The organism is Leptospira paudalimensis (assembly GCF_026151345.1).
Lineage (GTDB): Bacteria > Spirochaetota > Leptospiria > Leptospirales > Leptospiraceae > Leptospira_A > Leptospira_A paudalimensis.
Map to the genome: position 1 here is coordinate 2,665,137 of NZ_JAMQPR010000001.1, position 26,542 is coordinate 2,691,678.

The 26,542-nt window shown below is 38.5% G+C and carries 21 protein-coding genes; 7 read left to right on the forward strand and 14 right to left on the reverse strand.

What is annotated here, in order from left to right:
* Positions 1-47 precede the first annotated feature (47 nt).
* The 3 genes from ND855_RS12315 to ND855_RS12325 all read left to right on the forward strand — a co-directional run bounded on the left by ND855_RS12315 (position 48) and on the right by ND855_RS12325 (position 2,641).
* Positions 48-854, forward strand: a complete 807-nt coding sequence (locus tag ND855_RS12315; RefSeq protein WP_100716320.1) for a hypothetical protein — start codon at positions 48-50, stop codon at positions 852-854.
* A gap of 39 nt (positions 855-893) precedes the next feature.
* Positions 894-1,700 carry a hypothetical protein gene (locus tag ND855_RS12320; protein WP_265358573.1) on the forward strand — a complete coding sequence of 269 codons (807 nt, stop codon included), beginning with the start codon at positions 894-896 and terminating at the stop codon, positions 1,698-1,700.
* Positions 1,701-1,858: 158 nt separating this feature from the next.
* Positions 1,859-2,641: a hypothetical protein gene (locus ND855_RS12325; RefSeq protein ID WP_265358574.1), complete on the forward strand. Its 783-nt coding sequence runs from the start codon at positions 1,859-1,861 to the stop codon at positions 2,639-2,641.
* A gap of 103 nt (positions 2,642-2,744) precedes the next feature.
* Here ND855_RS12325 and ND855_RS12330 read toward each other — a convergent pair whose 3' ends face one another.
* From ND855_RS12330 to ND855_RS12345, 4 genes are all read right to left on the reverse strand, one after another.
* The gene (locus ND855_RS12330; protein WP_265358575.1) at positions 2,745-5,921 is read right to left on the reverse strand and encodes an efflux RND transporter permease subunit; all 3,177 of its coding nucleotides are present in this window, start codon (positions 5,919-5,921) and stop codon (positions 2,745-2,747) included.
* Positions 5,899-7,311, reverse strand: coding sequence for a TolC family protein (locus ND855_RS12335; protein WP_265358576.1), 1,413 nt, complete (start codon positions 7,309-7,311; stop codon positions 5,899-5,901). The genes ND855_RS12330 and ND855_RS12335 overlap by 23 nt, the downstream gene beginning before the upstream one ends.
* Positions 7,312-7,315: 4 nt before the next feature.
* Positions 7,316-7,540 (reverse strand): YgaP family membrane protein, encoded by a 225-nt coding sequence (locus tag ND855_RS12340; RefSeq protein ID WP_265358577.1) that lies wholly within the window; start codon positions 7,538-7,540, stop codon positions 7,316-7,318.
* 101 nt (positions 7,541-7,641) lie between these two features.
* A complete protein-coding gene (locus tag ND855_RS12345) occupies positions 7,642-7,908 on the reverse strand; it encodes a metal-sensitive transcriptional regulator (protein ID WP_100716315.1) in 267 nt (88 codons plus the stop codon).
* A gap of 43 nt (positions 7,909-7,951) precedes the next feature.
* On the opposite strand from ND855_RS12345, the gene ND855_RS12350 reads away from it, so the two are divergent.
* Positions 7,952-8,707: a class I SAM-dependent methyltransferase gene (locus ND855_RS12350; protein WP_265358578.1), complete on the forward strand. Its 756-nt coding sequence runs from the start codon at positions 7,952-7,954 to the stop codon at positions 8,705-8,707.
* On the opposite strand, the gene ND855_RS12355 is transcribed toward ND855_RS12350, so the two are convergent.
* A complete protein-coding gene (locus ND855_RS12355; RefSeq protein WP_265359397.1) occupies positions 8,708-9,961 on the reverse strand; it encodes an NAD(P)-binding protein in 1,254 nt (417 codons plus the stop codon). It lies immediately after the preceding gene.
* A complete protein-coding gene (locus tag ND855_RS12360) occupies positions 9,958-11,460 on the reverse strand; it encodes a succinate CoA transferase (RefSeq protein ID WP_265358579.1) in 1,503 nt (500 codons plus the stop codon). The genes ND855_RS12355 and ND855_RS12360 overlap by 4 nt, the downstream gene beginning before the upstream one ends.
* 71 nt (positions 11,461-11,531) lie before the next feature.
* On the opposite strand from ND855_RS12360, the gene ND855_RS12365 reads away from it, so the two are divergent.
* Positions 11,532-11,942 (forward strand): zinc ribbon domain-containing protein, encoded by a 411-nt coding sequence (locus tag ND855_RS12365; protein ID WP_100726285.1) that lies wholly within the window; start codon positions 11,532-11,534, stop codon positions 11,940-11,942.
* A 6-nt stretch (positions 11,943-11,948) separates the two neighbouring features.
* Here the strand turns inward: ND855_RS12365 and ND855_RS12370 are convergent, their stop codons facing one another.
* Complete coding sequence (locus tag ND855_RS12370) at positions 11,949-13,832, reverse strand: ABC transporter ATP-binding protein (protein ID WP_265358580.1); 1,884 nt, start codon at positions 13,830-13,832, stop codon at positions 11,949-11,951.
* A gap of 2 nt (positions 13,833-13,834) precedes the next feature.
* On the opposite strand from ND855_RS12370, the gene ND855_RS12375 reads away from it, so the two are divergent.
* Positions 13,835-15,259: an ABC transporter substrate-binding protein gene (locus ND855_RS12375; protein ID WP_265358581.1), complete on the forward strand. Its 1,425-nt coding sequence runs from the start codon at positions 13,835-13,837 to the stop codon at positions 15,257-15,259.
* Here the strand turns inward: ND855_RS12375 and ND855_RS12380 are convergent.
* Genes ND855_RS12380 through ND855_RS12410 form a run of 7 tightly spaced genes read right to left on the reverse strand, consistent with a single transcriptional unit; the run spans position 15,216 to position 25,724 of the window.
* On the reverse strand, positions 15,216-17,699 hold the full coding sequence (locus ND855_RS12380; protein ID WP_265358582.1) for a transglycosylase domain-containing protein: 2,484 nt from the start codon (positions 17,697-17,699) through the stop codon (positions 15,216-15,218). The genes ND855_RS12375 and ND855_RS12380 overlap by 44 nt on opposite strands.
* A complete protein-coding gene (lon, locus tag ND855_RS12385; protein ID WP_265358583.1) occupies positions 17,696-20,068 on the reverse strand; it encodes an endopeptidase La in 2,373 nt (790 codons plus the stop codon). Before lon ends, ND855_RS12380 begins: the two co-directional genes overlap by 4 nt.
* A gap of 13 nt (positions 20,069-20,081) precedes the next feature.
* Entirely contained in the window at positions 20,082-22,076 is a 1,995-nt protein-coding gene (uvrB, locus tag ND855_RS12390) for an excinuclease ABC subunit UvrB (RefSeq protein WP_265358584.1), read from the reverse strand.
* 6 nt (positions 22,077-22,082) lie between these two features.
* Positions 22,083-22,751: an ATP-binding protein gene (locus ND855_RS12395; protein WP_265358585.1), complete on the reverse strand. Its 669-nt coding sequence runs from the start codon at positions 22,749-22,751 to the stop codon at positions 22,083-22,085.
* Between the two features lie 48 nt (positions 22,752-22,799).
* Entirely contained in the window at positions 22,800-23,267 is a 468-nt protein-coding gene (locus ND855_RS12400; RefSeq protein ID WP_265358586.1) for a tRNA (cytidine(34)-2'-O)-methyltransferase, read from the reverse strand.
* A 4-nt stretch (positions 23,268-23,271) separates the two neighbouring features.
* The gene (locus tag ND855_RS12405) at positions 23,272-24,435 is read right to left on the reverse strand and encodes a S1 RNA-binding domain-containing protein (RefSeq protein ID WP_265358587.1); all 1,164 of its coding nucleotides are present in this window, start codon (positions 24,433-24,435) and stop codon (positions 23,272-23,274) included.
* A complete protein-coding gene (locus ND855_RS12410; RefSeq protein ID WP_407658715.1) occupies positions 24,432-25,724 on the reverse strand; it encodes a hypothetical protein in 1,293 nt (430 codons plus the stop codon). Before ND855_RS12410 ends, ND855_RS12405 begins: the two co-directional genes overlap by 4 nt.
* Positions 25,725-25,841: 117 nt before the next feature.
* Between ND855_RS12410 and ND855_RS12415 the strand changes: the two genes are divergently transcribed.
* Positions 25,842-26,540 (forward strand): histidine kinase, encoded by a 699-nt coding sequence (locus ND855_RS12415; protein WP_265358589.1) that lies wholly within the window; start codon positions 25,842-25,844, stop codon positions 26,538-26,540.
* Positions 26,541-26,542: the final 2 nt, after the last annotated feature.

Consider the following 26,542-nt stretch of genomic DNA (forward strand, 5'->3'; position numbering starts at 1 on the left):
CAAACTTATACAACAAGAGAAACATCAAACGGGAATAGGAAAATACCATGCGAACTCTCCTCACAGCCATCACAACTTTGCTCCTAGCAGGGTCACTCAGCGCACAAACTTACACTGTGTTCATACACGGAAAATCAGACAAAAACCATAACGGTGTGGGAACCACTGATGTGAACGGGTATTGGGGTTCTTCTGTGAATTCCGTAGGCGGAACTCGCATTTTCATTGGATACGATGGAACAACTGATCCTAGATCCTACGGTTCTTCTCGTGCCCAAACAAATATTTCCACAGGACTTACTAACTATTGCAAAGGGGCAAACTCTTGCAAAATCGTATGCCACTCGGCTGGATGTTATGCAATTGAATATTGGTTATCTAATTTAGGTTCTACTGCTTCTTCGAAAGGTTTTAACCTCACAAAAGTGACTGCACTTGCTGCTGCCTCTGGCGGATCGGAACTTGCAAACGCATTGAACGGAATCACTTTCGGTTTTGGTGGAAATGCAATGGACAAATCACTCATCGTAACAACTGCTCGTGGTGCATTTAACCATAATAATACGGCTGGTGTTGCAGTGAATCATGTCCCTGGTTACAAAGGTATGTTCGGAGCTTCTGCCATCCTTCCTGGTGAAGATGATTACGCTGTTGCTTACCACTCTTCTTGTGGTTACAACCGTGCAGGTGGTTTAAACAAATGCCAATCTTCTCTTACACAATATGAAGGATTATGGCCATTTGGTTCGAACAAAACATATAACCAATACAGTGGTCACTACCGTGCCCCTTCAGTTTCTTCCACTGGATTGTATCTAGACCATGGTCAGATCAAAACAGAAGGTTGGAGATAAATTTAGGAATCATTGATAGAAAGGAAAAGGAAAAAAGAGATGCGTAGCTCAATCACAACAATACTTGCGTTCCTCGTTGCAGGATCGCTTAGTGCACAAACCTATACCGTGTTCATTCACGGTAAATCGGACAAAAACCACAATGGCGTGGGAACAACAGACGTAAATTCGTACTGGGGTTCTTCCACTAGTTCAGTTTCTGGATCTAAAATTTTCATCGGATACGATGGAACTTCTGACCCAAGAACATACGGATCTGCTCGCGCACAAACAAACATTGCGACAGGTTTAACAAACTACTGTAAAGGTGCAAACTCTTGTAAAATTGTATGCCATTCTGCAGGTTGTTATGCGATTGAGTATTGGTTATCCAATTTAGGTTCTACTGCATCCTCTAAAGGTTTTAACCTTACTGGTGTAACTGCACTAGCTGCTGCTTCTGGTGGATCAGAACTTGCTTCCGCACTTAACGGAATTACTTTTGGTTTCGCTGGAAACGCAATGGACAAGTCACTCATCGTTTCTACTGCACGCGGAGCATTCAACCATAACAACACTGCTGGTGTTGCTGTGAACCACGTACCTGGTTACAAAGGTTTAATTGGAGCTTCTGCAATCCTTCCTGGAGAAGATGACTATGCTGTAGCGTATCACTCTTCCTGCGGATACAACAAAGCGGGTGGACTCAATAAATGCCAATCTTCTCTCACTCAAAGTGAAGGGATTTGGCCTTTCAACTCCAATGTAACATACACACAATACAGTGGCCACTACAGAGCTCCTTCTGTTTCTTCTACTGGTCTTTACCTTGACCATGGACAACTCAAAGGAGAAGGATACCGATAGGATCGGATTCTACTCCTAATCTTACCAATCTTTGGTAGGACCAAAAGACCAGCCATTTCGGCTGGTCTTTTTTTTGCCCAAATACAATACAAATTGACACATTTGACTTATTTATGGAATTTGTGTCTAAAGAAAGAAAATCAGGAAAGGGAAAAACAATGCGAAGCACAATCACAACAATACTAGCGTTCCTCTTAGCAGGATCACTCAGTGCACAAACCTACACCGTGTTCATCCACGGAAAGTCGGACAAAAACCACAATGGTGTGGGAACAACAGACGTAAATTCGTACTGGGGAACCTCTGCGAATACTGTTTCTGGATCCAAAATTTTCATCGGATATGATGGAACTTCTGACCCAAGAACATACGGATCTGCTCGCGCACAAACTAACATTTCCACAGGACTTACGAACTATTGCAAAGGGGCAAACTCTTGCAAAATCGTATGCCACTCTGCGGGCTGTTATGCGATTGAGTTTTGGTTGGCAAATTTGGGATCCACTGCGTCCTCTAAAGGTTTCAATCTTACAAAAGTAACTGCTCTCGCAGCTGCTTCTGGTGGATCGGAACTGGCATCAGCTCTCAACGGTGCTACATTCGGCTTTGGTGGAAACGCAATGGACAAATCTCTCATCGTATCCACAGCGCGTGGTGCGTTTAACCATAACAATACGGCTGGAATTCAGATCCACCATGTACCAGGTTACAAAGGTGCATTTGGACCTTCTGCAATCCTTCCTGGAGAAGATGACTATGCAGTTGCATACCATTCTTCTTGTGGATACAACCGTGCTGGTGGTCTTGACAAATGCCAATCTTCTATCGTTAGCGGTAGCACTACTTATACACAATACACTGGACACCTTAGAGCACCGTCTCTAACTGCAACTGGTTTGTATAAGAATCATAGTGAGATCAAAAACGAAGGAACTAGATAATTGTAGGAACAAAAAACCCAACCATTTTAAATGTTGGGTTTAGATTCAAAAGCTGAAGGGAAACCTTCAGCTTTTTTTTATTTAATTGGAGTTTCTAATTTGATTAACCGTGTTTGATCACTCCTTGTCTTGACCTACCAATGAACCAATAGTATAACACTGGCACTGCAAATCGGCTTAGAACTGTGGCTGCAATTTCACCAAACATCAGTGAGATGGCAAGACCTTGGAAAATTGGATCAAATAACATCACAAAAGAACCTACAACAACCGCTGAGGCTGTTAGTAACATAGGTCGAAACCTAACGACTCCTGCATGGACTACCGCTTCTTTTAACTCGACTCCTTTTTTAATCTCTCCTTCGATGAAATCTACGAGGATGATTGAGTTTCGGACTATAATCCCAGCTCCTGCGATAAATCCAATCATGGATGTTGCTGTGAAATAAGCACCCATCACCCAGTGACCAGGCAAAATTCCAATGAGTGAAATAGGAATTGGTGCCATGATGACAAGAGGCACTGTATAACTTTTAAACCATCCAAGCACAAGAACATAGATGAGTAATATTACGACAGCAAAGGCACCACCTAAGTCACGGAATACTTCGTATGTAATGAACCATTCTCCGTCCCATTTGATGACAGGTTTTGTTGTGTTCCAAGGGACATCTGCTGTTTGTGTTTCATATTGAATTTTTGGGGCAAGTTTTAACATCCCATACACAGGAGCTTCTTCTTCACCAGAAAGTTCACTCATCACATAATTCACAGGTTTTAAGTTTTTACGAAAGAGAGCTCTGTCTTCTTCTAAGTAAGGATTTCCTAGGACTCTTTCAGAAGAAACAACTCCCGATTCCATTGACATGATGTTTTGGTTTTGGAAAGGAGATTTTGAACTACGAACATTTTGTTTCATCGAGAGGTTGATGGAAACTTCTTCCGGTTCTTTAGCCGTCGCCAAACTAACAATTGGTGATTCTGAAAAAAGTAAAGAACCTGTATAGGCAAGTGCAGAAGTTTTGATTCCATAGAGTCCTGATTTATCAAAATCAATTGGATAAACCATCTTGGGTCTTCCATTTCGGAGTGAAGTATCCAAATCGACTACACTTGGTTCTTCTTTGAAGATATTGTATATCTCCTCAGCTACTTTTTTCCTCTCAGAAACGTTTGGACCATACACTTCTGCTACCATCGTTGCCATCACTGGAGGCCCTGGAGGGATTTCTAAAACTTTTGTCACTGCATTATTTTTTTCACCAAAGGACTTAATCTCTCCTCGTAGTGATTCGATGATTTCGTGACTTGAAGCTTTACGATCATTTTTATTCTTTAAGATGATTTGCAGGTCATTCATCGAATCTAAATTTCGAAGGAATGAATGTTTCACCATCCCAGAGAATGAAAATGGAGCTGCTTCTCCACCAAAGATTTGTATCTTTTCTACATTCGGATTTTGTAATAGTGTCTTTGCTAAACCTTCCGATTGGGACATACTCTGTGTTAAAGTTGTCTTAGGTTCATAATCGATTAGAACTTGGAATTCTTCTTTATTATCAAAAGGTAACATTTTGACTTTTACCCATTTGAAAGCTACAAAAGCCATGGAAACAACTAATAATCCAATGGTAATGGCTCCAAAGAGACTAGCATTTTTCTTTGTACCTAACAACCAATTAGTGAATCTGATGTAAAGTTGGTCTAATTTGGAAACTTTATGACCCACTTCTTTATCAGAATGAGTATGTGATTCTTTTAATAATCTAACAGATGCCCAAGGAGTGATGACAAATGCAACTATCAAAGATAATATCATCGCAAGACTTGCACCCACAGGGATCGGTTTCATATAAGGACCCATAAGTCCTCTTACAAAGGCCATAGGTAAAATAGCAGCAATCACTGTAAAGGTAGCAAGGATGGTAGGGTTTCCCACTTCTGATACGGCAATGAGTGTTGCTCGGATGATACCTAGTTTCGGATTTTCTTCCAAATGGCGTTCGATGTTTTCCACAACAACGATAGCATCATCAACCAAAATCCCAATGGAAAAAATCAGTGCAAATAGTGTAACACGGTTTAGAGTATACCCAAGAAAGTAATAAATGGCAAGTGTGAGCGCAAGTGTAACAGGGATTGCTATTGCAACAACAAGTGCTGATCTCCATCCCATCCATAGTGCGATGAGAATTGTTACTGAAATCGTTGCTATCAACAAATGTTCGATCAGTTCATGGGATTTATCTTCTGCGGTACTTCCGTAATCTCGAATGATGCTAAGACTAATTTCTTTTGGTAAATCTTTTTGGAATAATTCTGCTCTTTCAATTAAGTCTTTGGATAAATTGACAACGTTTGTTCCTTTCCGTTTCGCAAATACAATCGTTACTGCATTTCGTTTGGATTCACCAAGTGATTTGTCATACAAAACAGAAGACCTTGTTCTTTCTTCCGGCCCCTCTTCCACTTGGGCTAAATCCTGAATGCGCACGACTCTTCCACCACGTTGGGCAACAGGTAATCGTTTTACATCCGCAATATTTCTAAGCACACCCCCAACTTCCATATCGACAACAGATTCCGATGACCAATTTTTTCCGGCTGGGATCAATGCATCATTTTGTTTTAAACTCTCTGCTACTTCAATGGCTGTAACACCAAATCGACTTAATAAACTGGGGTCAACTTTTACTCGAACTGTTTTCTTCAATCCACCCAACATTTGCACACTTGCCAAGTCTGGTGTTGAAGACAATTCTCTTGCTAAAGGACCAACCTTTTGTCTTAATTCATAATCATTTAAAGATTCTGAACTAAAACTGAGAGCTAGGAAGGGAACGTCATCAATTGAATAAGATTTTACAATCGGAGGCAAAGTATTTTTCGGTAATACAGTTTTTGCCTCCATCAATTTATGATGGATTTTTACGAGTGATGGTTCAATTGGTTCGCCTACTTTAAATCGAACAGTGATATAACTTCCATGCCACTTACTAGTGGAGTAGATATATTCAACACCTTCAAGTCCCCAAACGGCACGTTCCACAGGTTCCGTAACTTTCCTTTCCGTTTCTTCTGGTGAAAATCCAGGGCTTGGAATTTGGATGTCAATCATTGGAACCGAAATCTGTGGTTCTTCTTCTTTTGGGGTTAAGTATACAGCAAATAAACCTAATACCAAGCTTGCAATCGCTATGACAGGAGTTAACCTTGAATGTAAAAATGTTTCTGCAAGTTTCCCTGCAAATCCAGCCCTAATTTCTTCCAATGGATTCATTTGTGTCTTCCTTTTTTGAAAATATCGATACTTCTGTTCTCACTTGTAAAAGAGCAATTTCGGTCTCCATTAAAACTCGAGATAAATCTAATGATTTGTTTAGAGTCTCTGCAAATTGCATAGCATTGATTGCTCCACTTTGGAATAATCTTTGCATATTGATCACTTGTTCTTCTTGGAATTTCATTGACTCTCTTATGAGTTCCAAAGTTTCTTTGAGTGAAATCTCTTTTTGAATTAATGATTTTACTTGAGTCTCTTCTTCTTTTGTTTTTTCTTCTATTTTTTTGAGAGCAGCTTCAGCATTTAACTTAGATTCTTCCACAACTCCCATATCTTTTGGATTGTATAGATTCATTTGAAGATACACACCTGCTTGGTATGCATTTGCTATATTACGACTGCCCTGGTATCCGTAAGCTTCGGAATAGGCTCCGATTTTTGGTAAAAACTTAGCCATCTCCATTTCTGCTTTCAGTTTTTCACCTTCTGCATACTTGATTTGTGCGTTCATCTGATTGGATCTTTCATATCCAACCGGTCGTTTAAAATAAGTATCCAAGAAGACATTAAGGTCAGATTCGACAATTTCCAAATCAGTTGCTGGCATATCGGATAAAACATATAAAGTATCTTTATAGTCTTTGATTTGTAACTCAGATTGTTTTTCCAAAACAGAGATTTGGTTTTTGATCGATTTTAATGCAAGGTATCCTGCATAACCAACAGGGTTTCCTTTATTGCCTAAGGAATAATTAGATTGGAATCGACTCTCAATTTTTTTGATTTGTTCGAGTCTTTTTTGATACTCATATAAACTTTGAATGGCACGGTAATAAAATCCAGCTTGAGCAAACTCTCTATCTCGGATTGCTAACCATTCAAATTTTAAACCCGTACTTCTTTTTTCATTCATTGCAGCAAAAGTTTTACCTGATCCACCTTCATATAGTGGCAAATCCATTCCAAGAGTTCCTCTAGAATATTGGTGGTTACCTGGATTATTTAATGTATCTTTTGCAAAAAGATTCATAGTATCTGGGTTTAAAGTTGTGTAAGGTTGGTTATTTGAATCTAGGAAATTACCCGGTCGATAACGAGTGGATGCAGTTGAAAAATCAGCATCTGTTGCACTCCTTTGGCTTAATTTTCCCATAAAGTTAAGAGTAGGATCGTTTGTTTGAAAAGTTCTAAGATCAGCATAAACCCTAGGTAACCAGTGTTTGTCGGATCTGTCCTTTGCAATTTCACCAGCTTTCCACTCCAAATATTTGGATTTTCTTGCTGATGAATTTTCTTCGATTCGTTTCCAGAGTTCACTAAACCCGACTCCTTCAGCAGAAAGATAAATCGGCGTGATCAAAAGCAGAAAGCTAGTGAAAAGTTTCATTGGTTTAATCCTTAACCTTTGGCTCTACACCAAGTTTGTTCAAAAGAATTGCCATTGGGCAAAAACCGATGGTTGAAAAAACAACCAAGTTCATTCCGACAAGTAAGTTCAAGAGGAACCACCAAGGTGAAACATATGTTCCAAGAGAAACACCTACTAAACTAAAAACTCCAGCGATGAGAAATACCAATCGCTCCAAATACCATGTTTTTGTTGAAGCCAAGAACATTACCATACCCCCTATAGTATATAGCCTAAATCCAGATATACCCGGCGGGGTATATCTGGCAAGTATTTTTTACATGGGAATTTTAAAGAGGGATGGGAAGATTAAAGGGAAAAGGCAGCGGAAATGGCTTTTTTTACGTCTGTTTCGATGTTTTGAGTGGACTTCTTTTCTTTGAAACAGGTATCCATATATTCATGGATATAAGCTTCACCGAACTTTTTCATGGCTTGGTGGGCAGCTTTTAGGAGTAGGATCGCTTTTTCACAGTCCTGTTCTTCTGTTACGATGGTATTTTTGATCGCCTCCAGCTGCCCTTGGATACGATTGATGCGATGGATGAGTTTGGTTTGGTTTTCGGAAAGGCTCATACCTACATACCCAGCAGGGTATACCAAAGTTTCAAGTAAAAAAATGACCCCCTTCCCATTTTCAAAATTACCCATTACAGATCTACCCCAATCATCACCCTACTACGTTTCCAATTTTGGCTATTGGATTGGAGTCACAGAGTACAACCAAGCAGGGATTCAATTTGTATCAGAATTTGCAAAACAATGTGGGCTTACAAAAAATTCCTCCATATTGGAAGTTGGATCGGGCCTTGGGGGGAGTTTACTCTATTGGAAACACTTTTTTCTTGCAAAGAAACTTGCTGCAATCAATTTACCAGGAGAACAGTCAGACTTCGCAAAACTGTTATTTAATGATAATGGAGTTAAGGTAGATCCTTTTATCGAAGCAGGATGGGAAAAAATAAAAACTCTTCCCGCAAACACATTTGATTTTGTTTTTTCTGTGGATGCTGCCTATCATTTTGACAATATAGAAGAGTTTTATCGCCAGGCCTTCCGAGTTTTAAAACCGGGAGGGAAGTTAGTTCTCAACATATTCCATTCTGACAAAAAAGTAAACATATCATTTCCCATCTTATTAAAATTATTCCTGATTCCACCGAACCAAATCAAAACCCCGATTGAAACAAAACATGAATTAGAAACCATAGGCTTTAGGATCGAAAAACAATTCGATTGGACGATACCAGTCATCAATGGGTTTATACAAAATTCCAAACAAATGAAATTCTCACTTCGTCTGTTTGGCATTGTCTTACAAAAAATCACAAAATTTTTCGGTCTTACTTACCACTACTATGTAATCAAAAAATGATTATCTCTGAATGATTGTATCAACAGGTTGATTTAAAATTTTTGAAACTACTTGTAGTGCTGATTTTGCTCCCGCTTCCAACAAAGGAATTCCGTACAAGGAATATGAACCACATAACCATAGATTACAATTGGCTTTTGTATGTAAGGCAGATATACGTTCAATTGCTCTACCTGTTCGGTCATCCATAACTGGTCTTTCAAATTTTGCTAATTTTAAAACGTCATTTTGATGAGGCATTTTATGTGGGTTCCAGGTTTGGAACACTTTTTTGCCTTTTAATTCAGGGATAATTCTACCCAAATCCAAAGTTACTTCGGGTTTATCATAACCATCTCGTATATTAAAAACTAAAGATACTTTCGGGTTCTTAAAATAAGTCGGATCAGTATGTAATACAACATCACTTGCTTCATAACGAAATTCATTTAAAATTTCTTTTTCTTCATCGTAACCTTCCCCAAGTAGATTTTTTGCCTGATTGGCTTGGGTGGAAAGGATGACATGATCAAATTCCTTTTCTTCCGTTTCGAATTGAATGATGATTTTCGAATTCTTTTTATAAATTTGTTTTATATTTGAATTCAAATGGATGTGTTTTAATCCCGAGGTAAGTCGATTGACTACATCTCGAGTGCCAAATTTTGCTGTTTCTTGCGGTGTGTATGAATAACCTCTGGAATGGTATCCAATAATCGTTTCCGCAGGATAAAGGGCAACTGTTTCCGTCTTACAAGTGTTTACTAAAGCAAAGGTAGGCAACAAAAACTCATAAATAAATTCATTTGAATAATGATACTTCTTTAAAAAATCTAAAATAGTTATGTTTTGTTTCTCATTTTTCCAATCTGTTTTTGAATTTGTATAAAACTTCAATAAATCCGAAAAAATAAGCCTACCTTTTTTGGATAAAAAAACATCTGCAGTTGGAAATCCAAAGTGATTCCCAAATATATTTTTGGAAAAAAATCCAAAAACAGCCTGATCACTAGAATCAACTCGAAAAGAATAATCAACAACTCTGGTTTGGATGTTTGCTTTATCGTAGACTTGGAACAAAGTTGGATAATAATCTCTTTTGATGGTTCGAAATGGAATATCAAACTCTACTTCACTTCCATTGATCAATTGTTTGGCGCCAAAGGCCGCCATCCCTACTTCAGGGTGTTTCTCATATAATGAGACATCCAAAAATTTGTTCAAGGCCCAAGAAGCAGTTAATCCAGTAATTCCTGATCCAATAACTGCAATCACTTCATACTTCCTGATTTTAAAAATTGAACATGCCATGATAATGCATTTTCTAGGTCATGTGGTGTGTGTTTGCCTTTCGAAACTTTGAGTGCATTTTCATAATACGCTCTCAATTTATCTCGGTAGATAGGATGAGCACATTTTTCAATGATGAGTTCCGCACGTTTTTTGGGAGGACATCCTCGCAAGTCTGCCAATCCATTTTCAGTTACAAATATCATTGTTGAATGTTCGTTATGATCGGTATGTGAGACCATTGGAACAATCGCAGAAATATTTCCATCTTTTGCAAGTGAAGGTGTCATAAAAATACTCAAATGCGAATTTCTGGTAAAGTCCCCTGAACCACCGATACCATTCATCATGGAAGTGCCCATCACATGTGTCGAATTTACATTCCCATAGATATCAATTTCGATCGCTGTATTCATTGCAATCAGTCCCATACGACGAATGACTTCTGGATGATTCGAAATTTCTTGCGGGCGAATGACAAATTTTGATTTCCAAGCTGAAATATTTTCATGGAATCTTTTTAAACCTAACTCCGAAAAGGTGAGAGCAGAAGTAGATGCTATTTCTAATTTTCCAGCATCAATCAAATCAAAAACTGAATCTTGGACCACTTCTGTATACATTTGGATCGCATGGAATTTTGGATCTTTTGCCATACTTGCAAGTACGGCGTTTGCAATATTCCCTACTCCATTTTGGAAAGGCAGATACTCTTTTGGAATCCTACCCATTTTGATTTCGTGTTGGATAAATTCCAAAACATGAGAAGCGATGTTTTGGCAATCAGCATCAGGTGTTTTGAATACTGTAGCTGCATCGGGTTTACTGGAACGAACGATCCCTTTGATTTTCTCAGGTGGAACTTGGATAAAAGGTTCACCCACTCGATCACTTGGATTGATAATAGGAATTGGTCCACCTTTCATGTGATGACTTGGAAGATAGATATCATGATATGATTTTAGTTCGAGAGGATGGGTATCTGTTAGTTCAATATAAATTGATTCCGCATTTTTTAAGTAAGTCGCACTCATTCCTGAAGAAGTAGATAAATAAATTTTTCCATCAGTTGTTACATCAATCGCTTCCACTATTGCTACATCAATTTTTGGCAAAATTCCATGTTCGATGTATTTCACGACATGAGAAAGGTGCATGTCTATAAAATCGGTTTCCCCTTGGTTGATTAAATTACGTAAATGTGAATTGGATTGATATGGGATACGTAATTTCAAAGCACCAGTTTTCGCCAATGCTCCATCTAATTCTTCCCCGGTGGAAGCACCTGCATACAAATTGATAGAAAATGACTTCCCTAGTTTTTTTTCTTCTTCGATTCGTTTTGCAAAGGCAACTGGGATGAGTTTAGGGTAACCTGCGGGAGTAAAACCGGAACAACCCAAGGTGACATGATTTGGCAATAATTGGGCGATTTCTTCTGCAGTTTTAAGTTTTTCTTCAATCAATGAATTGGTTACAGTCATAAATGGTAAATCTCTTCTTAGACCAAAGATAAAGAGATTGCCTAAAAATAAAAAGTCCAAATTCTGAACGTATGGATTTTCTCTTATATTTCTATTCGGTGTTATTTGGAATCATTCTGATTGCTCCCTTTTTGGTATTCTATTATAGATTCCAAGTTGATGAGTCTCCCTTTGGTAAAGAAATGGATTCACAGTTGAGAGCAATTTATGAGAAAAAAAATAACTTGTTAGATTCGTTAAAAGACATCCGATCCGATTTTGATTCCGGAAAGTTGACTGAGGAAGAATTTCAAACTCAATCCATCCCTTATATAGAAGAATTAGAAACGGTAGAATCTACATTAATAGAAAAGAGTAAAAATTTGGTTACATTAGAACAGCCAAAGATTCACAAAGATTGGACTTGTTCCAACTGTGGATCGTTTGTTTCTGTTCCGAATGCAAAATTTTGTCCTAATTGTGGGACAAGTCGATTGGCTTAATTTCGACTAATTTGAGTTAGAGAATTGCATGTCATACAAACGTTTGTATTTTGAATTCGGATTTTGCAAAAGTTCTGTGTGACTACCACTCTCTACAATTTCACCATTTTCTAAATAATAAATTGTATCAGCAATTTTCACTGTGGATAAACGGTGAGCGATGATAATTACGGTTTTGTTTTCATACAATCGAACAAATGCTTGTTGGATTAATCTTTCTGATTCTGTATCCAATGCGGATGTGGCTTCATCTAAAATCAATACTTCTGGATTAGCGAGTAAGGTTCGTGCAATTGATATCCTTTGCCTTTGGCCTCCAGATAACATAACGCCCCTTTCACCAACGATCGTATCATATCCTTCTTCAAATGATTCTATGAATTCGGAAGCAAATGCATCCTCTGCAGCTCTTCTGATTTCTTCTTCCGTCGCATCAGGTTTTCCATAGGCAATGTTTTCACGAATGGATCCATTGAATAAAAATATATTTTGCGAAACAACGCCGATCCTTTTGCGTAAATTATCCAAACTTAAATCTTTGGCATTTACATCATCCCAATAGATTCCACCCTCAGTAGGATCAATCAACCTTGGTAGTAAATCAACAAGCGTAGATTTACCTGCTCCAGAAGAACCAACAATGGCGATGGTCCCTCCCTTTGGTAGAGTCAGATTGATATTTTTTAAGGCGTATAAATCTGTATTTGGATAAAGATAAGTAACATTTTTATAAGTAATGCCATGACTTAACTTCCCCAATGGTTTTGGGGAAGTTGGTTCTTTGATGTCAACTTCTCGTCCCAAAATTTCAAAAACTCGATCACTTGCAATCACTGATGCTTGGATCAAGTTCACTAAAATACTCATTTGTTTGAGAGGTCGCATTAGGAAAATCAAAGTTAGAAAAAATGCAATGAACATACCTTTTGAAAAACTTGCATCTTCCAATAAATAAGCCCCAATGCCAAGGAATACCATCGTTACAACAGATCCAGATAACTCGGTTAAGGCGGGTCCTATTTGATGGTAAAAATGAGTTTTAAAAGTTTTGTCTGATAAGTTTTGGTTTACTTTAAAAAATCTTTCTGCTTCCTTATCTTCCATTGAAAAAGCCCGAATTACACGTATTCCCGAGATCACTTCTTGTAAGTCACCATTTAGTTCCGATAATTGTTCCTGTTGGTTTTTGGTTGTCCTTCGAATTCGGTCTGCAAATGCACTAACAGGTCCCACAATCAAAGGGATCACAATAAAAAGTAAAAAGAATAATTTCCAACTTAACACAAGTAATATGATCAAATGTGTGATAATATAAAAAAAATCGTTGATTGCATCTTTTAGATCGTTTGATACAACCTTGCCAACGATGTCTACATCGTTGATCACACGACTCATCAATACTCCCGTTTTTTCTCTATAAAATTCATTGAGAGGTAATACTTGTAGTTTTTGGTAAAGTGCTTGCCTTAGGTCTTTGACAGCAAGTAATCCAGCTGAGTTAACAAAATAAACAGTACCCGCTAGGCATAATAATTTCAAAAAGTAAATAGGAAGGATAATCAGACAAAAGAGATATACCAAATCATCAGGTTTTTTCTCAGCAAGTTCGGCATTTGTTTTTTCTTTTAAATTTGCAAACTGCCACTCCCAATACGTTAACCCTTGTAATCGATCTGGATTTTTGTATTCACCTAAAAGAGATTGGTCTTTTTTTGTAAGAGCAATTTGGAATTTATAATTTTCGCCTGACCCTAAGGAATCAAAGATGGGAATGAATGAAGTGAGAGAAGCCCCGTTAAAAATAGAAACAAATATAGACAGAAAAACTCCAAGACTGAGTCTGTATTTGTATTTTGCCAAATATGGCCAAAGTTTTCGGTAAATCTTCACGTATGAGAACCTTATCCCTCGTTTTCTTTCTCTTGTCCCTCACTTTTTGTGGAAAAGACAAACAGGAGTTTGTGATCCAAATCGCCTTACCATCGGATCCAGCCCAATTGGATCCATTGTTTTGTACGGATTTAACATGCCAAAAATTAGCTAAGTTCCTACACCAGGGACTGTTTAAGGCAGAAAAAAATACCTATGTTTCCCCTTGGATCCAAAAATCACAAAAACTTGGGAGTCCCACAGAGGAAATCCTGGTGGTCCAGTTAGGAACAAAGGCCCCTCCCATTGAAGACATCCACTTTAGTTTCGCAAGGTTAATCCAAGAATCATACCCACGTAAAGAAGATTACCGTTTTCTCAAATCGGTTCATATCGTTTCCCCATCGCAATTAGAGTTTCGATTCCAAAAAGGGACTTCGGAAGCAGAATGGAAAGAGAAGTTTAGTTTACCATTTGCATCCATCATTGGGAAAAAAGAATGGGAACAAAATCGCCTACAAACCTATGGAGATTACAAACTCATTGAATGGAAAAAAAATGAATATATCGATATGGTTTCACAATACAACGAAACAAAAAATCTTCCAAATTCCATCCGTTTTCTCATTTTACCACAATCCACAACATCCTTATTTTTATACCGCAAATCAAAACTTGATGCTTTCAAACTATCTGATTTTTTACTCTCTATCCCTGAAGCCACTTCCCAATTCACTCTGACAAAAAAAGGAAGATCCGTACAGTATGTAACTATCAATCAAACCAATCCATGTTTTGACATCCACTTCCGTAATGCACTGAACTTAAGCATTCCCAGAGAAGTGATCATCGAAAAATTATTAGAAAACCATGCAGACCTAACCTATGGCCCGATCCCAATTCCCTATTTAGAAAAACTGAATCTTCATCTGAAGCAAAACGATATCACTTATAACAAAGAGAAGGCAATTTCTGAACTCAAAAAATCAAACTGTTATCCCAATATTTTAACGAAAGAAATTGATTTTCGCATGAGAGGAGATGATGAAAACCAAACAAAAGGTAGAGCCATCAGACAAGCGTTAGCTGAAATTGGTCTAAATATCAAACTAAGGCCAATGGAAAAAGCTCCTTTGTATAAAGAAAATGGAGAAGGCAAAGGTGACCTAACATTACTTACTTGGTATTCAGATTATGATTCTGTTTGGAATTTTTTAGACCCAGTTTTCCATCCCGATAAAATCGGTAATGGAGGAAATAGGTCCTTTTATCAAAATCAAATCGTTGGTTCCATTTTAAACAAACCAAATCGAAGTCTCTCTGATGCAAAACAAGTGATCGAAATCGTCACAGAGGGAAAACCTTGGATCTTTTTATGGTCAATCCAAGAAAATTACCTAGTGTCTAAGGATTTTCTTCGTTATAGCGAACTCGCCGATTATCTATAAGCGGTGGTTCCAATTCAACGGAATCAACTGCTGCTGGTTGTGTTTTGGATCCATCTGCATTATACGTTGAAATTTCTGAATCATCCTCTTCCATATTGTTTGGTTGTGATAGTGGATTAGGTTGTGGTTCCGATTTATTAAATCCAATTCGTTTGGGAGGTAAATCACCTATATAATAGTACTGTGCATAAAGTGGCACTTTACAAATATACTCGGGATTATTTTCAATGAGTGTACCATCATCAGCACAAACATCCACCTTCACAAAATCACCGACAAAACTTGGAATGAGTTGGTTTCCCATTCCCAATTTGGATTTTACATTTTGAATGTAGCGATACCAGATCCCACCTGAAACTCCGGAACCTGACCCAGGGAAAGGTGCTCCCTCATCATGACCTACCCAAACAACAGTTACATTTCTCGGAGTAAGACCTGCAAACCAAACATCTCTCACACCTTTCATACCTTTCCATTTCGATGATTTGAGTTTAGGGGATTGTACTGTTCCAGTTTTCCCTGCATACAAAAATGGTTCCCCTTCCTTTCGTTTAAGGGTCATCGTTCCTTCTTCTGTGAGTACTGACTGTAACGTGTTGATCGCCATTGCACAAGCGACAGGATCTAATATCTGTTCTGCGGCTTCATTGGGAATTGTATTGTAAAACTCGTTCCCATCCATATCTGTGATTTTGATAATCTTTCGAGGAGTAACTCTTCTTCCGCCATTCATGAGTGTCGCATAGATTGTTGATAATTCCATTGGACTCAGTTCCCCTGAACCAAGGGCCAGGGAAAGATTACGTTGGAATCTTTGTTCTGCTTCCTCTTCAGGTATGGACAAAATGGCACTTAATTTTTGAATGAAATACGAAATCCCAACTTCATGTAATAATTTGACAGAGACCGTATTGACTGATTGTGCTAAAGCTTGGCGGACAGTAATCTCTCCTTTATAACCTTTATACCAGTTTTTTGGTGAATAACCTGAAATATCTAATTTCTCATCTTTGATTTTTGAGGATGGATTTACGATTCGTTTTTCAAAGGCCAATGCATATACCAAAGCTTTGATTGTGGATCCAGGTTGACGTTTTGCTTCTTCAGCACGATTAAAACGAAACACATTGGAAATTTTATAACCTCCTACAAGTGCTTCGACATCTCCTGTTTCTGGATCTAACGAAATCATCGATCCACTAAGTTGCGGTAAAATTCCTCTTGTCACTTCAGCTAAATCAGCTTTACCTTTACTTTGATACTCTAACTCTTGTTTGGAGAGATCTGCACGCACAGAATCAACACCAATTCTCAATGCTTCTTCAGCGAACCTTTGTTTTTCCAAATCTAAGGTAGTATATACAAGAAGTCCCCTTTCCTCTAAATCCTCATTTGAAAACTTCTCGAGAATGAACCTTCTGATCTCAGCATTAAAATCTGGGGCTAAATTAACACGAAAGTCTTTATCCGCACCGTATTTTCCAATTTCACTTGAATACTTTGGATTCCCATCTTCGTCTTTTGATTCTTTCACTTTATAAATCGTTCGAAACCGTTTTAAATTGACTTCGATAGAGTCGGAAAATTTTACAGGGATATCTTTTTGTGAAGGATGTAGTTCCGGATTTCGTGCCATATCGTATAACACGCGTTTTTGGCGAGAAAGTGCAATTCCTAAATTCCGAACAGGATTATACACACTTGGTGCTGGAATGATACCTACTAGAAGTGCCGCTTCTTCAGGGCTAAGTTCCGATGCAGGTTTCCGAAAATAATATCTGGCCGCCTCTTCCACACCAGTATTTCCTTCTCCCAAAAAAATTTGGTTCAGATACATTGCCAATATTTCTTCCTTCGAATATTGGCTTTCGATATAAAATGTACAATATAACTCAGTAAGTTTATTGAATAAATTTCGTTTTCCTAGATTGAGAGTTAGTTTTGCTAACTGCTGTGAGATGGTAGATCCACCTTGTGACAACCTAAATTGGACTAAGTTTGTAACAACTGCACGTAAGATTGCCGTGTAATTAATGCCTGAATGGGAAAAAAATTCTCTATCTTCAGAGGAAAGTACTGCCCAAACGATTACGTTATGTTTTCTTAAATTATCAGTTCGAATCGGGCGAAAATTACGGCGATAAAATTCACCCATCACTTTCCCACTTCGATCCAGAATTTTTACAGACTTGGGTTGGAAACTATCATAAAAATTGGATACTTCTGATCGGTATTTCTCTAATGATTTATGTACCCTTGTTTCTTCGCCAGACCAAACGACGTAAGCACCTGCCAAGAAGAAAAAACTGAGAAAAATTCCAACAAGGAATCCAATTGTCAAAACCTGGTTCTTCTTTTTCCAAAAGAATCGCAAAATATCGATTAGATGACCATATAAAACTTCTAAAATCAAATAAAAGGAATTATTTTTATAGTTCATTTTTTCTTACTCTTTGTTTTAGGAAAAACCAATGATTCCACTTCTTCAAAACGAGTGACTGGATAGAAGGTAACACCTTTTTTCACGTAATCAGGGATTTCTTGGAATGCTTTTTCATTATCTTTTGGAAAGATAATTTTTTTAATTCCAACTCGTTTGGCGGCTACAATTTTTTCACGTAATCCACCAATTGCCAATACCTCACCAGTTAAAGTTAACTCACCAGTCATACCAAAACCAGGGTTTACGATACGATTAGAGACAAGTGATAATATGGCTGTTGCCATTGTGATCCCAGCACTTGGACCATCTTTGGGAGTTGCACCATCTGGTACGTGTAAGTGGATGGCTTTTTTCTCAAACAACGCATCGTTGTTCAAATAGTTTTTCACAAACGACAAAGCAATGTTTGCTGACTCTTCCATCATTTTTCCCATTTGTCCGGTGAGAGTCAAACCTCCCTTTCCTGGGATGAGGACAGCTTCAATGAGAAGTGTTGATCCACCTGCATTGGTCCAAGCAAGTCCAAGAGCCGTCCCTGGAACTTTTGGAATTGTCATACGGTCGTCCACAAACGGTGGAGGTCCTAAATATTCGACCAAATCTTTTTCACGAATTTCTTTGGAATACTTTTCCTTTAACACTTGTTTAAGGGCAAGTTTACGAACCAATTTATCGAAAGTTTTTTCAAGTCCACGTAATCCCGATTCTCTAGAATAGGAGTTGATGAGATGGCTCACAGTTTCCTTTTTCATCGAAAACAAATCAGGATTTAATCCATTTTTAATGAAGATTTTACTCCACAAATACTTTTGAAAGATTTGAACCTTTTCTTCTGTGATGTAACCTGAAAGTTGGATCACTTCCATACGATCGAGTAAAACTCTTGGAATGGGTTCAAAGGTATTGGCAGTGGCAATAAACAGTACATCCGACAAATCAAATGGAAGATCTAAGTAATGGTCTCTAAAATTAAAGTTTTGTTCTGGGTCCAGAACCTCAAGAAGAGCCGCTTGTGGGTCTCCTTGGTAACCTTGTGACATCTTATCAATCTCATCTAACAAAATCACAGTATCACGCTCTTTCGTGATTTTTAGTGCATTGATGAGTTTCCCTGGCATCGCACCTATGTAGGTTCGCCTATGGCCTTTGATCTCAGCCTCATCTCTCACACCACCCACAGAAAAACGGTAAAACTTTCGTCCGAGTGCTTCTGCAATGGATTTTGCAATCGAAGTTTTTCCAACACCAGGAGGTCCTACTAAACAAAGAATGGAACCTTTACTTTTCGGATTTAATTTGTGAACTGCTAAGAATTCTAAAATCCTTTCCTTTACATCTTCTAACTTATGATGGTCACGGTTTAAAACTTTTTTGGCATTAAGTAAGTTGATATCTTTTGCTTCCGGTTTTTCCCAAGGCAAACTATCCACTAAATCCAAATAATTTCGAATCACATTATAATCACTGGAAATTGGATCTGAGTTTTTGAATTTATCTATCTCTCGTTCCACTTCAACAATGATCTCTTCCGCAACAGGAATGGATTTTAAACGAGTGAGGAGTTTATCATATTTTTGTTCTGTTTTGTCTTCACCAACACCTAACTCTTGTTGAATTGCCTTCAATTGTTCCCTTAGGAAAAACTGTCTTTGTTGGTTATCAATTTTATCATTGATTTGTTCTTGGATTTTTTTCTGTAAAACGACTAGTTCAATTTCTTTCTTTAAAAAAAGTAAAACTTTTTCGAGTCGATCATTGATTGGAATGGCTTCAATGACAGATTGATATTCTTCTTTTTCCAAATTGAGAATGGAACAAACAAAATCAGCCATCTTAGCTGGTTCATTCACATTCATCATGGTTAACTTCATATCTTCTGTGAATAATGGATTGTTTTGTGCGAGTTCTTTAGTCAAAATCAGTAATGTTCGCATCAATGCTTTGATGTTATTTTTACTTGTACCCAATTCTTCTTCTGGGTAACTCACATTGGCAATTAACATTGGTTCTTTGGTATGGATGGAATTGATTTTAAATCGTTGGATCGTATTCACCAAAATATTCATCCCACCATCTGGTAGGTTGATTTTTTTTAAAATCCTAGCAACAACACCGATTTGGAAAATATTATCTTCAGAAGGAAGTTCAGATTCATCTTCCTTTAACAAGATGAGGCCTAAGAATCCAGCACCTTTGGATGACTCTTCAATGGACTGAATGAACCTACCTGGAGGAACGATAAGAGGTGTAATGATTCCAGGAAAAACAGGTCGTACTTTGATCGGAAGTAAAAAGATCTGTTTCGGTAAAGTATCTTCTAGTCTTGCCAATTTGGTTGGGTTTTCCCAAAATTCATTTGTTTCCAATCCGTATCCTTCCTTATGATTCGATTTTATCTGGGCCGAGTGCTAACATTTTGTCACGAAACATAGCAGCTTTTTCAAAATCCAAATCTTGAGCATAACGTAACATTTCTCGTTTTAATGCTTCACGTAACTTGTCTTTGGTTTTGTATTTCTTCAATGTAAATTCTTTTTCTAAATCTTTTAAGGCTTCTTCTTTGCTATCCTCTTCCGCCATCTCTCTCGGAAGGATATCGTGAATTTCCTTTTTGATTGTTTGTGGAGTGATACCCATTTTTTGGTTATGCGACTCCTGGATCAATCGACGTCTCTCCGTTTCACTTATTGCTTTTTTGATGGAATCAGTCATTCGATCCGCATACAAAATTGCCTTTCCATTTACGTTCCTTGCAGCTCGACCAATGGTCTGAATCAGAGATTTGTAATTACGCAAAAAACCTTCTTTGTCTGCATCAAGGATGGCAACAAGAGATACTTCTGGAATATCCAAACCTTCACGGAGTAAATTGATCCCGACGATACAATCATAAACACCTCTACGTAAATCTCGGATGATTTCCGTTCTTTCGATGGTATCAATTTCTGAATGTAAGTAAGCGATTTTTAGACCCACTTCTTTGTAATAATCAGTTAAATCTTCTGACATTTTTTTAGTCAAAGTGGTGATAAGGATTCTTTCCTTTTGTTCGATCCGTATTCGAATTTCATTGAGTAAGTCTTCAATTTGATTGGTGGTTGGTCTTACTTCCACAATTGGATCAAGAAGTCCCGTAGGGCGAATGATTTGTTCAAATACCGCTTCACTTTTTTCGAGTTCGTTTGTATCGGGTGTGGCAGATACATACAAAGTCCTTGGTGTCATGGATTCAAATTCCACAAAGTTAAGTGGACGATTGTCAAGGGCACTTGGTAGACGAAAACCAAACTCAACTAACGTTTGTTTTCTGGATCTATCACCTGCATACATCCCACCAATTTGTGGGAGAGTTACGTGTGACTCGTCAATGATGAGTAAAAAATCTTTACTAGGAAAATAATCGAGTAAACAGGCAGGCCTTTCTCCTTCCGACCTTCCTGTCAAATGCCTCGAATAGTTTTCAATCCCACTACAATACCCAAGTTCGAGTAACATTTCCATGTCGTAATTCGTACGAGATTCAATTCGTTCGGCTTCTAAGTGTTTTCCTTGTTTTAAAAAATACTCTTTTTGGGCCGCCATCTCTTCTTTGATTTTTTCAATGGCATCTTTGATTTTTGGGCCGGAAGTAATGAAGTGTTTTGCAGGGTACACAACCACTCGGTCCAGTTTGGTTTTTACCTTTCCGGTGAGTGGATCAATTTTGGAAAGTCCGTCTATTTCATCACCAAAGAGTTCGATTCGAATTCCCTCCTCTTGGTAAGAAGGCATAATTTCAATGGTATCTCCACGAACTCGGAAATTCCCACGACTAAAATCAATATCGTTTCTTGCATATTGGATGTGTAAAAACTTACGAATGATTTGGTCACGATCGATTTTATCACCTACATGTAACATGACAACCGAGTTCATATAATCTTCAGGGGAACCCAAACCATAAATACAAGACACAGAACTAACAATGATCACATCATCACGTTCTAATAAACTTGATGTTGCACGTAACCTGAGTTTGTCGATCTCTTCATTCATCGACATATCTTTTTCGATAAATGTATCCGATGATGGCACGTAAGCTTCAGGTTGGTAATAATCGTAATAGGATACAAAATATTCTACGGCATTTTCAGGAAAAAATTCCTTAAACTCACGAAATAATTGTGCAGCTAAGGTTTTGTTATGAGATAATATCAGTGTTGGTTTTTTGACTCGGGTGATGACCTCAGCCATCGTAAAGGTTTTCCCTGAACCTGTCACACCCACGAGGGTGATTTTATTTTTACCTTCACCGAATGACTTCGCAATATTTTCAATTGCTTTCACTTGGTCTCCGGCAGCTTTGAAAGGAGAAACCATTTTGAAATTTGCCATAGGAACCTATGTTAGTTTACGAGTTGCTTTTAGGATAGCTTGTTTTCTGTTATCAGTGATCTCTAAGTCCACTGAATCAAAAAGTTTTTGCATGACCATCATTCCGCGCATCAGTGTTGCTGTGGAAGAAAATTTACCCCTTTGGATATCATCTTCTAAATTAAAATCTTTTACGGTATTGATCATTTCAATGCTAAAGACTTTTTGTTTATCAATTTGAAAGGTTACTTCCACACCACCACCATCACCATACTTTGCGGCATTTTCTACGGCTTCCACAGTGGCAATGCATAGATCCATCCGTAACTCTTCATCAATTCCATTCCGTTTGAGAAAATAGGCAAGCCTTGCTCGCACATATTGCATCGGGTTATAGTGAAGTGCTCCGAGGATCACAAAAGATTCTGATGTTCCCATCTTGCGGATGATAGGAGACTCGTCCGTAATGTAATACTCTCGTGGGTCAATGGGGTTTGTGGTGATGAGTCCGTCTTTGACAAACTCATCCATCACTGTCGTGACTGTTTCCAAAGTGACGTTTGGTACATCTTTGAATTTTCTCTGGGTTTCCATAAACACCCAAGAGGTAAAATCGTTCACATTCCCCGAAAGTCCATTGGAGAACAAAGTTTTGATTTCTTTCTCTAACTCGGTTCTGGAGAGAGGGAACGGCATATATTCCCATTTCAATGGGAACGGAGGAACTGTAAATTGTTTTATCCCTTAGGGATTAGTCCTTGTTTTTTCTTGGCGCAGTGCTTCATAAAGGATGATGGCAACAGCATTGGATAAATTGATCGAACGACTCGTTTCTGCCATAGGAATCGAAATGATTTGGTCAGAAGGGTGACCTTTGAGTATTTCCTCTGGAAGCCCAGAGGTTTCACGACCAAATAAAAACACATCCTGCGAGGAGAACGAAACATCCCAATAGGTTTTTTTTCCAAACTTGGATACGAGAAAAATTCGTTTCCCTTCTACTTGTTTTGTCCTTTGGAATTCTTCAAAGGAAGGAAACTGAGTCAAATCCAAGTCCTTCCAATAGTCGAGTCCCGCCCTCCTCACTGCCTTCTCCGAAAGATCAAAGGCTGGCTCCCCTACAATGGACAGAGGAACCCCAGCATTCACACACAAACGGGCAATGTTACCAGTGTTAGGTGGAATTTCTGGGCGATACAATGCAACTTCCAAGGAACTACTTCTTCTTTTTTTGGTTTTGGTTTTCCAAAGATTTTTTTAATGCAAGACCAAAACTGGATACCGAAGGATTGGACTCATCTTTAGAAAGATACTCTTGGTATTCCATTCTGTCTTTAGCTTCTGAAGCTTTAGAGATAGATAAAGCAATTTGTCTTTTTTCAGGATTGATTTCCAATACAAACACTTCTAGTTTCTGGCCAGGTTGGAACACTGTGTTCAGTGGAGTCCTTTGTGGAATTCCCGTTTCTTTGTTGGGAACAAGACCAGAAAAATCTTCTCCTAAGCGTACAAAAAGTCCGAAAGGTTTGATGGATTCTATAGTTCCTAGTATGATGTCAGATTCTTTAAATGGAAGTTTGCCAGACCATGGATCAGATAAGAAGTCTTTTACACTGAGAGAAATTTTATTCGTAGACCAATCCAAAGTTAGAATTTTTGCACGGAGTGTTTCTCCCACTCGAAACTCGGTTGTGAGGTCTGGACTTTTTTTGTATGTTGCTTCGGATTGTGGAACTAGAGCATCAAGTCCATCCATATCCACGATGAGTCCAAACTTATGAATACTTTTGACAGTGCAGGATACAAACATTCCTACCTTCAATTCATCACGTAACAGTTGTTTTTTGGTTTCTCTTTCTTTATCAGCAATTTTCTTTTGAGAAAGAAGGATTTTGGATTGTTTTTTCCCAAGTTCAGAGATGATAAACTTTATCCGTTTACCAGAAATATTTTTACCTTTGAGTGATACATCCAATTGGCTGAACGGGACAAAAGCGGTATAACTACCGAGTTTCACATCCCATCCACCATTCCCTTCTAATAAGAGTTGGCCAAGCACTGGGATTTCAAATTGATTTGCGAGTTCTAAATTTTCTTCTGTTAGGTTGTCTTGCGAGAGGCAAGTGGTGAAATAAAAATCACCAGAGTTTTCTTTTAAGAAATAAACGATAAGAGTGTCACCAATTTTTGGTAACACTTCTTCTCTCCATTCTTCTGTAGAGATATTCCCAATGACCTTGTTGTCAATGGTTCTAATGAATACATAGTCATTCTTAACAGCTGTTACTTTCGCTTCATGGCGTGAGCCAGGTTCAATGGATTGTCTTTTTTTAAAACTTTCTTCTAATAAACGGTCAAATTCTGAGGATGGGCCTTTCATTTTGCGGTTCCTTCCTTGGTGGGTTTGGAGGTATATACCAATTTTCCTCCCAATACCATGGATTCAATTGGAAATATTCCAGAAGTGCGTTTCAGTGGATTTTCCGAAAGGATCGAAAAATGAGCAGGTCCTCCCACTCGGAGTTTGCCTCCATGGTCAGCACCTAGGTATTGGCAGGTTGTTTCTGTCAGGGTTTGGATGATACGACGCCGTATGATGGGTAGGCTTTCCTCATCTTTTGGAATGGAGAGAATTGAGTATGTTTTCCGTCCAAAAATTGAGTCCCAAACATTTGAGGTAGTTTCGTTTGGACGTTCTTCTTTTTTCGCATCCGATTGGAGTAAGGATTCCCAAAGGCGAACTTCCACAATAGCAGCCTGGCCAGGGAATAAACCCCAATGACCTGCTCCACTCGCAAACAGTAAATTGGAATGTGTTTCCTTTTCCAATTGGAACTGGGAGGCAAAAACAGAAAAAGGTAAGGTCGGAAACGAATCAGAATTTTCCTCTTCGGGTACAAGTGACTCTTTCCAATACTTCGCATAATGGGGATTGAGTTTTGCCCATTGGGATTGTTCTTCATTCCAAACCTCTGGTTTCCTTTTTAATTCTTGGAGGTACAATATGCCAAACATAGGAGCCCATAAGAAGTTTCGTTTCTGCGCTCGGAACAGATTGGTTCCCTCTGGCATTGGATGGAATAAGACAGAAAATCCTGTATCCAATGCATCTTCCCAACTGGTTTTATCAGCGAACGTATATGCAACGGCCAAGTAGCCATTTTCTTCCACTTCCTTTCGTTTGGAAAAAAGTTCCGTCTGTGAAAACCCGCGGTTGTCCATTTCCTTCAGAAAAATGGGGAAGTGCCTGTTTCGTTTTGGGTCAACTGTCCCTTTGAAACCAGATTGGTAAATGGCACCATCACCTGCATTCAGTTCAGGGTATAAAATTGGTTTTTGGGATTGGGAAAGGATGGGACCATTCCATTTTGACTTTGCCATTTCCTTGAGTAGTGGTGCCAAATTGGGATCTGCAATGGATTCAATATGGCTAAATCCAGCTGACAAATACCCATGTAAAACCTTGGGAAGGTCCGCCCTGGATGTTTTGCCCCCAGCTGCATTGGCCCCGATGGTGACCGAAGCATCACAAAACCCTGGAAGAATGAACTCAGGGTTCGGAATTTCTTTTGCCTGCTGGATGGAAACGATTTTACCCTGCACCACTTCAATATTCACAAATCCAGAAAAATTGGCTTTTTCACTGTCCCAGATCCGAACAGATTTCATTTTCAAAGATTGCGACAAAAGAATCGAGGGGGCAATGGCCGATAGGAATAAGGTGAGGGATAGAAGCCTGCGGTTTTTCATGCTAGCGGTCTTAGTACCTTGACAGTAAGGACTAGAATGGAAAAGATTTCGGGTATGGGAAAGGAAACAAGCGAGATTTCTGATCACATCAAATTACATATCGAAAACGGGAAAATTCTCTCGCTAAAGACCCATCGGGTCTCCAAATCCGTTGAGGAACACATAAAGGAGGCCGTAGGTCTCATTTTGGACAGACTCACTTACCCTACCCTTGTTCCCACTCTCTATACCATCATCAAAGAACTCGCCATCAATGCTTGTAAGGCCAACCAAAAACGGGTCTTTTTTGAAGAAAGGGGTTATAGTATGTTAAACCATTCCGAATATGCGAGAGGGGTTCGGGAATACCGGGAAATGTTTTCGGAAGAAATGTCGAACGAGTTCGGGATCAAAGCCAAAAAAAAAGGATATTACTGCCTCATTAATTTTAAATACAACGATGATGGTATCATCATTGAAGTGATCAATAATACACCCATTGCCAAAGAAGAAGAAAAAGCCATCCGGGAACGATTGGAAAAAGGGATGATGTATGATGATATCGCTCAGTTTTATATCGACAATGCAGATACATCTGAAGGTGCGGGACTTGGCCTTGCGCTCATCCTCATTATGTTAAAAGGGGAAGGGATTGATCCTAATTTTTTTAGAATCATCATTGGCGAAGATTCCACCATTGCAAGATTGGAAATACCTTTAACGGAAAAGTTTATTTCCCAACGCGATTCTAATTAACC

What these genes read in the sequence shown, in the direction of transcription:
- ND855_RS12395 (WP_265358585.1), bottom strand. Translation starts at nt 22,751, where the DNA reads ATGCCGTTCCCTCTCTCCAGAACCGAGTTAGAGAAAGAAATCAAAACT.
- ND855_RS12330 (WP_265358575.1), bottom strand. Translation starts at nt 5,921, where the DNA reads ATGAATCCATTGGAAGAAATTAGGGCTGGATTTGCAGGGAAACTTGCA.
- ND855_RS12375 (WP_265358581.1), top strand. Translation starts at nt 13,835, where the DNA reads ATGAGAACCTTATCCCTCGTTTTCTTTCTCTTGTCCCTCACTTTTTGT.
- ND855_RS12340 (WP_265358577.1), bottom strand. Translation starts at nt 7,540, where the DNA reads ATGTTCTTGGCTTCAACAAAAACATGGTATTTGGAGCGATTGGTATTT.
- ND855_RS12365 (WP_100726285.1), top strand. Translation starts at nt 11,532, where the DNA reads ATGGATTTTCTCTTATATTTCTATTCGGTGTTATTTGGAATCATTCTG.
- ND855_RS12320 (WP_265358573.1), top strand. Translation starts at nt 894, where the DNA reads ATGCGTAGCTCAATCACAACAATACTTGCGTTCCTCGTTGCAGGATCG.
- ND855_RS12410 (WP_407658715.1), bottom strand. Translation starts at nt 25,724, where the DNA reads ATGAAATCTGTTCGGATCTGGGACAGTGAAAAAGCCAATTTTTCTGGA.
- ND855_RS12350 (WP_265358578.1), top strand. Translation starts at nt 7,952, where the DNA reads ATGACCCCCTTCCCATTTTCAAAATTACCCATTACAGATCTACCCCAA.
- ND855_RS12415 (WP_265358589.1), top strand. Translation starts at nt 25,842, where the DNA reads ATGGAAAAGATTTCGGGTATGGGAAAGGAAACAAGCGAGATTTCTGAT.
- ND855_RS12360 (WP_265358579.1), bottom strand. Translation starts at nt 11,460, where the DNA reads ATGACTGTAACCAATTCATTGATTGAAGAAAAACTTAAAACTGCAGAA.
- ND855_RS12325 (WP_265358574.1), top strand. Translation starts at nt 1,859, where the DNA reads ATGCGAAGCACAATCACAACAATACTAGCGTTCCTCTTAGCAGGATCA.
- ND855_RS12380 (WP_265358582.1), bottom strand. Translation starts at nt 17,699, where the DNA reads ATGAACTATAAAAATAATTCCTTTTATTTGATTTTAGAAGTTTTATAT.
- ND855_RS12405 (WP_265358587.1), bottom strand. Translation starts at nt 24,435, where the DNA reads ATGAAAGGCCCATCCTCAGAATTTGACCGTTTATTAGAAGAAAGTTTT.
- uvrB (WP_265358584.1), bottom strand. Translation starts at nt 22,076, where the DNA reads ATGGCAAATTTCAAAATGGTTTCTCCTTTCAAAGCTGCCGGAGACCAA.
- ND855_RS12345 (WP_100716315.1), bottom strand. Translation starts at nt 7,908, where the DNA reads ATGAGCCTTTCCGAAAACCAAACCAAACTCATCCATCGCATCAATCGT.
- ND855_RS12315 (WP_100716320.1), top strand. Translation starts at nt 48, where the DNA reads ATGCGAACTCTCCTCACAGCCATCACAACTTTGCTCCTAGCAGGGTCA.
- ND855_RS12335 (WP_265358576.1), bottom strand. Translation starts at nt 7,311, where the DNA reads ATGAAACTTTTCACTAGCTTTCTGCTTTTGATCACGCCGATTTATCTT.